This is a genomic window from Roseivirga sp. UBA1976 (genome assembly GCF_002336325.1).
Taxonomy (GTDB): domain Bacteria; phylum Bacteroidota; class Bacteroidia; order Cytophagales; family Cyclobacteriaceae; genus Roseivirga; species Roseivirga thermotolerans.
Genome location: NZ_DDDQ01000057.1, coordinates 1 through 12,484 on the forward strand (window position 1 = coordinate 1; position 12,484 = coordinate 12,484).

10 protein-coding genes are annotated in these 12,484 nt (G+C 42.0%); 9 read left to right on the plus strand and 1 reads right to left on the minus strand.

The genetic code is table 11. The annotated features are described in order from the left end of the window. Window positions 1-717 (minus strand): PAS domain-containing protein (locus B3763_RS06295; protein ID WP_286744877.1); only part of this gene is annotated, 717 nt, incomplete at its 3' end. Window positions 718-983: 266 nt separating this feature from the next. Here B3763_RS06295 and B3763_RS06300 point away from each other — a divergent pair. The 9 genes from B3763_RS06300 to B3763_RS06340 all read left to right on the plus strand — a co-directional run bounded on the left by B3763_RS06300 (window position 984) and on the right by B3763_RS06340 (window position 12,403). After that, window positions 984-2,897 carry a M14 family metallopeptidase gene (locus B3763_RS06300; protein ID WP_286744879.1) on the plus strand — a complete coding sequence of 638 codons (1,914 nt, stop codon included), beginning with the start codon at window positions 984-986 and terminating at the stop codon, window positions 2,895-2,897. A gap of 139 nt (window positions 2,898-3,036) precedes the next feature. Further along, complete coding sequence (locus B3763_RS06305; RefSeq protein ID WP_286744882.1) at window positions 3,037-6,006, plus strand: type I restriction endonuclease subunit R; 2,970 nt, start codon at window positions 3,037-3,039, stop codon at window positions 6,004-6,006. A 94-nt stretch (window positions 6,007-6,100) separates the two neighbouring features. After that, window positions 6,101-6,514 carry a GxxExxY protein gene (locus B3763_RS06310; RefSeq protein ID WP_286744885.1) on the plus strand — a complete coding sequence of 138 codons (414 nt, stop codon included), beginning with the start codon at window positions 6,101-6,103 and terminating at the stop codon, window positions 6,512-6,514. A gap of 9 nt (window positions 6,515-6,523) precedes the next feature. After that, on the plus strand, window positions 6,524-7,789 hold the full coding sequence (locus B3763_RS06315) for a restriction endonuclease subunit S (protein ID WP_286744887.1): 1,266 nt from the start codon (window positions 6,524-6,526) through the stop codon (window positions 7,787-7,789). A gap of 106 nt (window positions 7,790-7,895) precedes the next feature. Further along, a complete protein-coding gene (locus B3763_RS06320; RefSeq protein ID WP_286744889.1) occupies window positions 7,896-8,714 on the plus strand; it encodes a KilA-N domain-containing protein in 819 nt (272 codons plus the stop codon). 23 nt (window positions 8,715-8,737) lie between these two features. Then, a complete protein-coding gene (locus tag B3763_RS06325; protein WP_348655171.1) occupies window positions 8,738-9,016 on the plus strand; it encodes a four helix bundle protein in 279 nt (92 codons plus the stop codon). A gap of 99 nt (window positions 9,017-9,115) precedes the next feature. After that, window positions 9,116-9,739: a type II toxin-antitoxin system toxin DNA ADP-ribosyl transferase DarT gene (gene darT, locus B3763_RS06330; RefSeq protein WP_286744891.1), complete on the plus strand. Its 624-nt coding sequence runs from the start codon at window positions 9,116-9,118 to the stop codon at window positions 9,737-9,739. 3 nt (window positions 9,740-9,742) lie between these two features. After that, window positions 9,743-10,777, plus strand: a complete 1,035-nt coding sequence (gene darG / locus B3763_RS06335) for a type II toxin-antitoxin system antitoxin DNA ADP-ribosyl glycohydrolase DarG (RefSeq protein WP_286744893.1) — start codon at window positions 9,743-9,745, stop codon at window positions 10,775-10,777. 3 nt (window positions 10,778-10,780) lie between these two features. After that, window positions 10,781-12,403, plus strand: coding sequence for a type I restriction-modification system subunit M (locus B3763_RS06340; RefSeq protein WP_286744896.1), 1,623 nt, complete (start codon window positions 10,781-10,783; stop codon window positions 12,401-12,403). The last annotated feature ends 81 nt before the right edge of the window (window positions 12,404-12,484 follow it).

The window sequence follows — 12,484 nt, forward strand, 5'->3', positions numbered from 1 at the left end:
CTTATGCTGTTGAGAGGCTATAATCTTTCGTGCCTCTTCGTCTACCAGAAACTCCGTAGCCACTTTGCCTATCAATTCTTCAGGAGTATAACCTGTTATTTCTGTCATTACCGGATTGGCAAAAACAATTTTCTGGTTCAGGTCAACTTCCATGAGGCCATACTGAAGATTCTGTATTATGCCCCTATATTTTTCTTCCGATTGCTTAAGAGCCAATCGGTTATAATAACTCTCCGTGATATCGCGCCCCACTCCCAGAAAACCCATAATCTGAAAGGCGTTTTCCAACAACTGCACATTGAGCCCAATCCAAAACTGTTCTCCGTTTTTAGTAATAATGGGCAGTTCCTTATAAGTAGATTTTTCGCGGGTGCCGGCCTGCTTGCGGTAGAATTGCTGAGCCTCTTCGCGGTATTCGGGATGAATAAGCTCCAGGTATGATTTACCAATTATTTCATTGCGCTCGTAGCCTGTTACTTTTAAGGTCTTGGGGTTAACATAAGTAAAGTCTCCGGCCGCATCGGTCTCATATATAATCTCATTGGCTGCTTCTACAATGAGTTTGTATTTTTCACCATCTTGGGGGCCTTGGCTCATGGGGTTTTCCTCAATCAAAAATTGTAGTGTGTAGGACTGATCGGAAATTAAAACGCGATAATCGATATCGCAACCAAAAACCTTTAAACTTGCTATACGCTCCTGCTGGCCGTTAGTCAAAAAACCGGACACCAGTTTGGCTCGTTCAGAGGCCTTTTTTCGTTCAAAAAAACCGTAAAGCTCTTTTGAAACAAGGGAAGCTTTGAGAATTTCCCCCTTTTATTTATGGTTATACTAGGTTTCATGAGGTTAAATGCTCTGTAAGCAACAACTATTTCATGAATTTTCCGGAGCTCATTCGATGAGTCGACATCAACCATCGATGAATGACAATATTCTTCGATCAGTTGAATATTCTTATCTTCCCCTTTCAACCAAATGATCTTATGAAATCAATTATTACGCTATTTCTATGTTTGCTGATTATGGCTCCCTTACAGGCCTTTCAGGTAAGATCTCTGAACCCTGAGACCTGGCCGGAATCTGACAATGACACCACCTACTACACTGTGAAAGGTGAAAGGCACGGAGTGAGTTTTTTCAGACAACACCGCCACCCCGAGGTGCAGTATGAACCGCTCAAACAGCTCGACTTTGAGAGTTATCATACGGTAGATGTGATGTACTACTGGTACAAGCTGTGGGCAGAAAAGTATCCGGACATTGTAGACCTCTACGAGGTGGGCAAAAGTTTTGAGGGCCGCCCGATTCTGCAAATGACCATTACCAACAAAAAAACCGGCAAAGACACCGATAAACCGGCAGCCTTTTTTGAAGGCGGACGGCATAGCGGTGAGATTACCAGCAGCGAGTCCATTCTCTGGCTCACCCGGCACCTTCTGGAAAATTACGGGGTGGATGAGGCCATTACCCACCTTATTGACACCAAAGCCATTTACCTGAGACCACAAAACAACCCCGATGGCAGCAACCTCTACTTGCATACGGCTCAAAGAAACCGAAGCAGCGTAAGGCCGCATGATAATGACCGGGATGGCTTGTTAGATGAAGACGATGAAGAAGACCTGGACGGTGATGGTATCATTTATCAAATTAGGGTAAAAGCCAAAGAAGGCGAAGAGGGTACACATATAATTGACCCCAGAGATCCTAAGGGCCGTTTGATGAAGCGGGTACAAGAAGGTGGAGACTACTTTGTTTATTCGGAAGGCATTGATAATGATGGAGATGGTCGGTTCAATGAAGATGGAATAGGTGGATTGGATTTGCACAGAAACTACCCGGAAAACTGGAGACCTGATGTGGGTGGAGATGCCACAGGAAGAGGGTATACTCAGTATGGAGCCGGGGCCTACCCTACTTCAGAACCTGAGTCTCGTTACACCGTGCTTTGGGCCCTTTCACACCCCAATATTTCCGTAGTGAATTCTATGGACACCCGCGTACCTATGCACCTGAGACCCCCCAGTACTTCGAAAAGCGAAGAACGCATGTATCCTGAAGATCTGGAACTCTATAAAAAGTACGACAGCCTTGGCCTTACCATTACCAATTACCCCTGGGCAGGCGATGTGTACGAAACCTACGCCACCCGCTACAAAGTGAATCGCACTACCGGAGACCCTCTAAAACCCAGCCCACTGTTTGGCCATGGCCCAGACTTCGGCTATTTCTACTACGGTTCTATTTGGTATGGCGATGAACTGTGGAATAACGGAGCCATGAAAGACTATGACAACGATGGTGTTTATGATGATTATGATGCCTTGCGGTGGGACGATGAGGAAAATGGTGGCAGAGGATTCAGAGAATGGGAGCCATTTGTTCACCCCACTCTTGGCGAGGTAGAAATAGGCGGTTTTCATCCTAAGTTCTTTAGCCAAAATGGCCCACCCTGGCAACTGGAGCGATGGGCTAAAAAGCAGGCACTCTTTAACCTGGCAATGGCCATGGAACTGCCGCTTATAGAGCTAAATGATGTGACGGTTGAAAAGAAAAACAGAAACACCTACAGAGTAACAGTTAAGTTTACCAATGTGGGCCAGCTACCAACCGCCCTAAAGCAAGCCCAGTTGGTTAAGATAGTGAGAGAAGACCGGGTACAACTTCAGTTTAACGGAGAACTGTTAAAAGGTGGAGATGAGGCCAAACTTAAGATAGTATCTCCCACCCTGGCCGATAAAACCATTTATCTCGATCGTACCCTTCCCGGAGAAACCAAAGAAGCCGTTTTCGAAATTGAGCTAAACGGTATAGAGGGTGCAAAAGGCAAAGTAAAAGTACTTTCAACCCGCGGAGGCTTCATAGAGAGAGACTTACAGATTGGAAAATCGAATTGAACACTAAACCTTAAAAAGCAATGATTAGCTAAACATATAGGTGTAAATGATCTGCCTTACTTTGAAAGAAACATTATACAACCGACTTTTATGCAAAAACGGTAATTTGTTACCAAAAACTTATTTCTATTGAGTAACAATGAGTAAAGAAAGTCAAATAGAAACACACCTGATAGAGCAACTCCAGGGATTGAAATACACCTATAGGCCTGACATTACGGACAGAAAATCGCTTGAACAGAATTTCAAAACCAAGTTTGAAGCGCTTAATCGTGTGCGTTTATCAGAAGGTGAGTTCCTGCGTTTGCGTGAAGAAATCATTGAACCGGATGTATTCAAAGCCTCTAAAAAACTGAGAGAGCAGCAGTACTTTGAGCGCGAAGATGGTACACCCTTGCACTACACTTTGGTGAACAACAAAGATTGGTGCAAGAATGACTTTGAAGTCATCAGCCAGTTGCGGATGAATACCGAAAACAGCAACCAGCGCTATGATGTGATTCTGCTCATCAATGGTTTGCCGCTTGTTCAAATAGAGCTAAAGAAGCTTGATATCTCGCCACGAAAAGCCATGCAGCAAATTGTGGACTATAAAAACGAACCCGGCAATGGTTATGGTAATTCACTCATGTGCTACATGCAGTTGTTCATAGTGAGCAACCGTTCCAATACCATCTATTTCGCAAACAATAAAAAGCAACATTTCCAATTCAATGCCGATGAACAGTTCTTGCCCATTTACCATTTAGCAGACGAGAAGAATAACAAAATCAAGCATCTTGAAGATTTCACCGATCGCTTTCTGAAAAAATGCACGCTTGGCGAAATGATCAGCAAGTATATGGTGCTTGTAGAAACAGAGCAGAAACTACTGGTGATGCGGCCCTACCAAATCTATGCGGTGAAAGCCATTGACGAATGCGTGAAACAAAACCGTGGAAATGGTTACATCTGGCATACGACAGGAAGCGGAAAAACACTTACTTCTTTTAAGGCCTCTACCCTGCTCAAAGACAATCGGGAGATTGAAAAATGCCTGTTTGTGGTAGATAGAAAAGACCTTGACCGCCAAACCCGGGAAGAGTTCAACAAATTTCAGGAAGGCAGTGTAGAAGAAAACACCAATACCGAAACTTTGGTAAGACGTTTACTTTCTACCGACTATGCCGATAAGGTAATTGTTACCACCATCCAAAAATTGGGATTGGCGTTAGATGGCACTTACAAGCGAAACTACAAGGAACGCCTAGAACCATTGCGCGACAAGCGCATGGTATTCATCTTTGACGAATGCCACCGTTCGCAGTTTGGTGAGAATCACAAAGCCATCAAAGAGTTTTTTCCCAATGCCCAGCTTTTTGGGTTTACAGGTACGCCTATTTTTGACCAGAATTCCACCCAAAAAATCCGTGAAGACCAATACGAAACCTACAAAACCACGGAGAGCATTTTTGAAAAGCAACTGCACGCTTACACCATTACACATGCGATAGACGACCGCAATGTGCTCAAGTTTCATATCGACTATTTTAAGGGAGAAGGCACGGTACATGCCAAGCCTGGAGAAGGGGTTGCTCAAAAAGCAGTGGTAGAAGCTATTATCAACAAGCACGATAAAGCCACTAACCACCGCAAATTCAATGCAGTCTTGGCTACCGCTTCCATCAATAATGCCATTGAATACTACCGCCTTTTTAAAGCTGTACAAACGCAAAGACTTGCGTCCCAATCCGATTACCGCCCCCTAAACATTGCTTGTGTATTCTCCCCACCTGCCGAAGGCAACAAAGACATTCAGCAGATTCAGGAAGACCTGGCGCAAGAGAAGGAAGATAACAAACACAATCCCGAAGAGAAGAAAGCTGCCTTGAAGGAAATCATTGCCGACTACAACACCCAATTCGGCACCAACCACGACATCAATAATTTTGACCTGTACTATCAGGATGTGCAAAGCCGCATCAAAAACCAGAAGTACAGTAATAAAGACTATCCGCACAAAAACAAGATTGACATCACCATTGTGGTGGATATGCTGCTTACGGGTTTTGACAGCAAGTACCTGAACACCTTGTACGTGGATAAGAACCTGAAATACCACGGACTCATTCAGGCCTTTTCACGAACCAACCGTGTGCTGAACGATACCAAGCCTTATGGCAATATTTTAGATTTCCGTTCGCAACAAGAAGCCGTAAACCAAGCCATTACGCTCTTCTCTGGCGAAGAAGGCGGCAAAGCCAAAGAAATCTGGATGGTAGATCCTGCACCTGTGGTGATTGACAAATACCAGGAAGCGGTTGAAAAACTCGGTGCCTTTATGCAAGAACACAACTTGGTAAATGAACCGCAAGAAGTGTACAACCTGAAAGGAGATGCTGCACGCATTGCTTTTGTGAAAAACTTCAAGGAAGTACAGCGACTAAAAACCCAACTCGATCAATACACCGATTTGGATGAACAGCAGCAAGAGCAGATTGAAAAAATTCTGCCTAAGGAAACCTTGCAGGAGTTCCGCAGCTCATATTTAGAAACTGCCAAGCAACTGCGTGCAATACAGCAAAAAGAAGACGAAGACACACCAGACGATATTCAGCAATTGGATTTTGAATTTGTACTCTTTGCTTCTGCGGTGATTGATTACGACTACATCATGAGCCTGATTGCCGAAAGCACCCAAAAGAAACCTTCTAAGCAGAAAATGACCAAGGCGCAGGTAATTCAACTGCTCAAGTCGAATGCTAACCTGATGGACGAAGAAGAAGACCTGACCGATTTTATCGAACAGGTAGATTGGTCCACAGGGCAAACAGCCGAAGAACTGAAAAAGAACTTTGAAACCTACAAAGTAGAGAAGTACGATAAAGAACTGGCAGTCATTGCCAACTCCCACGGCTTGCAAACCGCAGAGCTCAAAAGCTTTGTAGAGAAAATCATGAGCCGAATGATTTTTGACGGGGAAAAGCTCACCGACCTGATGGAGCCTTTGGGATTGAGCTGGAAAGAACGCAGCAAAGCCGAAACCGCCCTCATGGCCGATTTGATACCCTTGCTGAAAAAGCAGGCAGGCGACAGGGAAATAAGCGGCTTGGATGCCTACACTGTCTGAATCACGGATTTGCAGGATGATGGGATGGGCAGGAGTAAATTGTCTGAATCAGGATTTGCAGGATTACAGGATGAACAGGATTAAATATTGATCAATGAAATTGGATGAGCTTACTTATACGATAAATGGATGTGCCATGAAAGTGCACAACACCTTGGGGAATGGGTTCCAAGAGGTGATCTACCAGCGTTGCCTGGCCATTGAACTGGAGCGGGCAGGTATAGCATTTGAACGAGAGCAGGAACACACAATCTATTACGATGGCATTGAGGTGGGCAGCAGAAGAGCCGATTTCGTGATTGAAAACCTGGTGGTGGTTGAATTAAAAGCACTCATTAACCTGGAAGATGTACACCTGGCACAGGCCAAAAACTATGTGGTAGCTTACGATAAACCCATCGGACTGCTCATCAATTTTGGGGCTAAAAGCCTGCAATTCAAAAAGGTCTATAACCCCAAATACTCCCATGCCGGTAATCAAGAAATCCATAAATCCCGAAAATCCTGATTCAGACAAATGAGTAAGAAATTGATACCAAAGTTGCGTTTTCCTGAGTTTGAAAACAAAGAGTGGAATGTAAGTCCTATTGACGATTACTGTGATGTATTTAGGGGTAGTACTTTTTCTAAATCAGACATTACTGAAGATGGTTCCGAGCCATGCATTCATTATGGAGAGTTGTTCACAAAATACAATGAAGTAATTTCTAGAGTTTATTCAAGGACCGATAAACAAGATGGATTCAAAAGTGAAGCAGGTGATGTTTTAATGCCAAGTTCAGATGTTACGCCTGACGGACTTGCAAGAGCTTCTGCGATAACATTGGGTAATGTCATCCTTGGTGGAGACATGAATATTCTTAGACCTTACAAAGGAACTAACTCGATTTTCTTAAGCTATCTTCTAAATCACTCAAAACGAGAGATAATAAAATTGGTCTCAGGTACTACGGTCAAACACATTTATCCAAGTCAAATTATAACCTGTGAATTACCTGTCATAGACAATGAAGCCGAACAACAAAAAATCGCCTCATGCCTTTCTTCTTTAGATGAGCTGATAGCCGCCCACAACGATAAGCTGGCCGCCCTCAAAGAGCACAAAAAAGGCTTACTGCAAAACCTTTTCCCGCAAGAAGGCGAAACCGTGCCAAGAGTTCGTTTTCCTGAGTTTGAAGGTAAAGGTGTCTGGAAACCATCAACTGTAGAAGAGAATTGCCTTGTTAAAGGAAGGATTGGATATCGTGGATATACAAAGCAAGATCTGGTAAAAGAAGGAGAAGGAGTTTTAGTGCTTGGAGGTAAGAATATTCAAAACCAACTACTTGATCTGTCGGACCGAACTTATCTCAGTTGGGAGAAATATTACGAATCGCCAGAAATAATGGTCGAAATGAACCACATAATCTTTTCGCAAAGGGGTACTCTAGGTGATTGTGCAATTATTGATAAAGAAATTGGAATGGCAACTATAAACCCTAGCATGGTGCTTCTAAGAGATATAACGTGCAACCCAAAATTTTTATACTACATTCTAATTGGGGATAGAGTTCAAGCTGAAGTTTCACGGAATAGCACATCTTCTGCCGTCCCTATGCTTTCTCAAAAGCAAATCAGAGAATTCTCCTTCCTTATTCCTGATCCAACTGAACAGGAAAAAATTGCCTCTTCTTTATCGGCTGTAGATGAACTCATTACCGCCCAGCAGGATAAAATTGAAGAATTACAACTGCACAAAAAGGGCTTGATGCAGGGCTTGTTTCCAAAAATGGTCTCAACATGATTTTTAAGAGGGGGAAAGATATACAGGATAAAACGCGACTTTGTAAAGGGGGTAGAATTCAACCTTCGTAAATAGGGTGAATTCGTTACCATTAAAAAGCATATCAATGGCTAAAAGTCAAAAAATAAACATAAAAGGCAAGGATATTCTCGTCTACTCTGAAAAATCGGAAGATTTCATCAGCCTGACTGATATAGCTCGTTACAGAGATGCTGAACGCAGTGATTATATTTTGCAAAACTGGATGCGAAATAGAAGTACCATTGAATTTATGGGGTTATGGGAAATGTTTAACAACCCTGATTTTAATTCCATCGAATTCGATGGAATTAAAAACCAATCGGGTTCAAATAGCTTTGCTTTAACACCCAAAAGATGGATAGAAACCACTAATGCAATAGGCATCGTTTCTAAAACAGGTAGATACGGTGGCACTTTTGCTCATAGAGATATTGCATTTGAATTTGCTTCTTGGCTTAGTGCAGAGTTTAAATTCTATTTAATAAAAGAATTCCAACGCCTCAAAGAAGAAGAACAAAAGCAACTGGGCTGGAGCGCCAAACGAGAACTGGCAAAGCTCAACTACCACATCCATACCGATGCCATCAAGCAAAATCTAATCCCCGAAGAGCTAACACCTGCACAAACCGCTATTGTATATGCCAGCGAAGCAGATGTACTAAATGTGGCTCTTTTTGGAAAGACGGCCAAACAATGGCGGGATGCTAATCCTGACCTCAAGGGCAATATGCGTGATTATGCCAGCATGAACGAACTCATTTGTTTAGCCAATATGGAAAACTTGAATGCCGTATTTATTCAAGAACAAATGCCACAAAAAGAAAGACTAGTTAAACTCAATCAAATAGCCATTCAGCAGATGAAAGTTTTGCTTGAAGCTGAAAACAGAAAACTGCTTAAATAATTATGAATTGAGAATTAGGTATTATGCAGAATGAAAACATTATACAACAGAAATCATTTGCCTTTGCGGTTAGGGTTGTGAATTTGTACAAATACCTAACGTTAGAAAAAAAGGAGTACGTATTATCAAAGCAGCTTTTGAGAAGTGGAACTTCCATTGGTGCCAACGTGGAAGAATCCATTGGCGGTCAGAGTGAAAAGGCCTTAATTTCAAAACTGAGTATCGCTTACAAAGAAGCTAGAGAATCCATGTATTGGGAAAATTGTTGCAGCAACAGGTTATCTGAGTTTAGAACAATCTGAAAGTTTATTGAACGATGCTGAAGAGATTTGTAAAATTCTCGGCTCTATTCAAAAGACCATGAAATCTCGTAATTCGCAATTGTAAACTCGTAATTGAATATGGCAGACCTGAGTAAAATATACCTGTACCGTATGACGCACATTGCCAATGTGCCGCATATTCTGTTGCATGGTATTACCCATAGAACTTCTGCCAATGCCAACCCCAACTTTACGCCCATTGGAGACCCAACCCTAATTTCAACGCGAGATGCCTTTTTGCTCGATAATGGCAGAACCCTTGGGAAGTACATTCCATTCTATTTTGGTCCCAGAATGCCCATGCTTTATGTTATTCAAAATGGATTCAATGGAGTTCCTGTGACCCATGCTCAAGATATTGTTTATTGTGTAACTTCAATACAAAAAGTTATTGATAACAATCAGGAGTTTGTTTACACTAATGGACACGCGGTGGATTCATTCTCTTCTCAATTCGGACCACAGGATGTAGCGGATATTCACAATCAAGTTGATTTCCAAGCGGTGAAAGTGAGAGACTGGAAAAATCCTAATGATCTTGATTTGAAGAGGCGCATGCAAGCAGAGTTCTTGCTTTTGGGAGATTTGCCCTTTCGATCAGTTTTAGGTTTTGTAGTTAGAAATGAGGCAGCAAAAAACCAACTGATAAGATATGGAGTAGCAGAGCAACAAATACGAATTAGATCAAACGCATATTTTTAAGCCATGATAAATTATTTGACAGGAAACATTTTGGATAGTACCGCCCAAGCCTTGGTCAACACCGTGAACACGGTGGGTGTGATGGGTAAGGGCATTGCTTTACAGTTCAAAAAGCAGTTTCCAAACAATTACAAGGTTTACAAGGAAGCATGTAAGAACAAAGAACTCAAAATTGGTGACTTATTGGTAACAGAAGAAGAATCGCTTTTATCGGGTAAGAAATTCATCATTAACTTCCCTACAAAAACCCATTGGCGTTACCCTTCGGAATATGAATATATCGAGAAGGGATTACATGCCTTGGTTGATGTTATCCGAGAGAAGAAAATTAAATCCATAGCCATTCCTCCTTTGGGTTCGGGAAACGGTGGTTTGGATTGGACGAAAGTGCGAGCCATGATTGAACACAAACTGCAAGGGCTCGATTGCGTGATTTACTTATATGAACCCACACATGCAATTAAGGAAACCTTAAAGAAAGAGCGCGTCAAACTCACACCTGCTCGTGCTATGATGCTGTCCGTGTTGTACGATTTGGTGCGTAATGGAGAGTTTGTTTCAGAATTTGCAGCAGAAAAAGTGGCTTACTTTCTTCAGCGATTCGGTGCAAAAGATGCCTTCAAGTTAGAATTCAAACCCAATTTCTATGGCCCTTATTCGGGGAAAGTAAGGCATGTACTCTATCATCTCAACGGAAGTTACGTAATGGGCTACAGCTCAAAAGATAAAAAACCTTTTGAAGAATTGAGTTTGATCATGGATGCAGAAAAAGATGTGCGAGCATTTCTTGAACTGCCCGAAAATCAAGCATACAACGAAATTGTAACCAAGACAAAAAAGTTTCTTTCCGGTTACTATTCACCTTTCGGTTTGGAGCTATTGTCAACCATTGATTTCATCAAATCCGAGAAAGGTAAGGAAAATGAAGCTGAAATATTAAATGAATTAGAAACATGGAGTGACCGAAAGAGATCATTGTTTGCCAATCCTATATTTGTTTCAAAAGCTTTAAATAATATCAATCAGCAATTATCCTAGTTCATGACACAAAAACAACAAGACCAACTAGGCAAAACCCTGTGGAAAATAGCCGACAGCCTGCGGGGCTCTATGAATGCAGACGATTTTCGTGATTACATGCTTTCGTTTTTGTTCTTGCGCTACTTATCGAGCAACTATGAAGAATCGGCAAAAAAAGAATTGGGTTCAGACTACCCAAAACTAGAAGAAGATGATGGTCGCACTGCTTTAGCCCTTTGGTATGAAGCCAATGCAGAAGATGTATCGGAGTTTGAAAAGCAGATGCGAAGAAAGGTGCACTACGTCATCAAACCCAAGCATTTGTGGAGCAACATCACCGAACTGGCAAGAACCCAAAGCCCTGACTTGCTTATCACCTTGGAAGCAGGCTTCCGCTACATTGAAAACGAATCTTTTGATAATTCCTTCCAGGGCTTATTTTCTGAAATCAACCTGAATTCGGAGAAATTAGGTAAAACACCTGCTGAGCGAAACAAGAAGCTTTGCACCATCATTCAGAAAATTTCAGAAGGTATAGCAGAGTTCTCCACCGACACTGATACGCTTGGCGATGCCTATGAATACTTGATTGGTCAGTTCGCTGCAGGTTCAGGAAAAAAAGCAGGTGAGTTCTATACGCCTCAACAGATTTCAACCATTCTTTCTAAAATAGTTACGCTCGATAGTCAAGACCCATCAACAGGTCCTAAACAGAAACTGGATAAAGTATTAGACTTTGCTTGTGGTTCAGGTTCATTGCTCTTGAATGTGCGTAATCAGCTCAAAGAACAAACAAAAGGAGCTGGCACTATTGGCAAAATATACGGTCAGGAAAACAACATCACCACTTACAACCTGGCAAGAATGAACATGCTTTTGCATGGCATGAAAGACACCGAGTTTGAAATTTACCATGGCGACACTTTAAAAAACCAATGGGACATTTTGAACGAAATGAACCCATCTAAGAAAACAGAATTTGATGCCATAGTCGCCAACCCACCTTTCAGCTTGCGCTGGGAACCCAATGAAGCCATGGGCGAAGATTTTCGTTTCAAGAGTTATGGTCTGGCACCCAAATCAGCCGCTGACTTTGCCTTCCTCTTACACGGCTTTCACTTTCTCAGCCAGGAAGGTACAATGGCCATCATTCTACCACATGGTGTCCTATTCCGTGGTGGTCAAGAAGAAAAAATCAGAACTAAACTTTTGAAGGACAATCATATTGACACAGTGATTGGACTACCAGCCAACTTATTCTATTCAACAGGTATCCCTGTTTGCATCCTTGTTTTGAAAAAGTGCAAGAAAGAAGATGATGTACTGTTCATCAATGCCAGTGAGCATTATGTGAAAGGTAAGCGACAAAACTCATTGAATAAAGACAACATCAACAGTATTGTAAACACTTATAAAAACCGCCCTGATGAAGTTGAACGTTACGCCCGCAGGGTTTCAATGGAAGAAATTGAAAAGAACGGCTACAATCTGAATATTTCAAGATATGTGAGTACGGCCGAAGAAGAAGAGCAAATTAACTTGAAGAAGGTGCATGAAAAATTAACCGAAATAAATGAGCGTATTCGAATTAAAACCGAGGAGCACAATAAATATTTAGAAGAACTGGGGTTAAACACTATTTAACCTGAGTTCGATGTAAGTAAGTAGAAAAATATCCCCTCTTAGGACGTCATTGCAGAATTTTCCTGTGAAAACTTCACATAC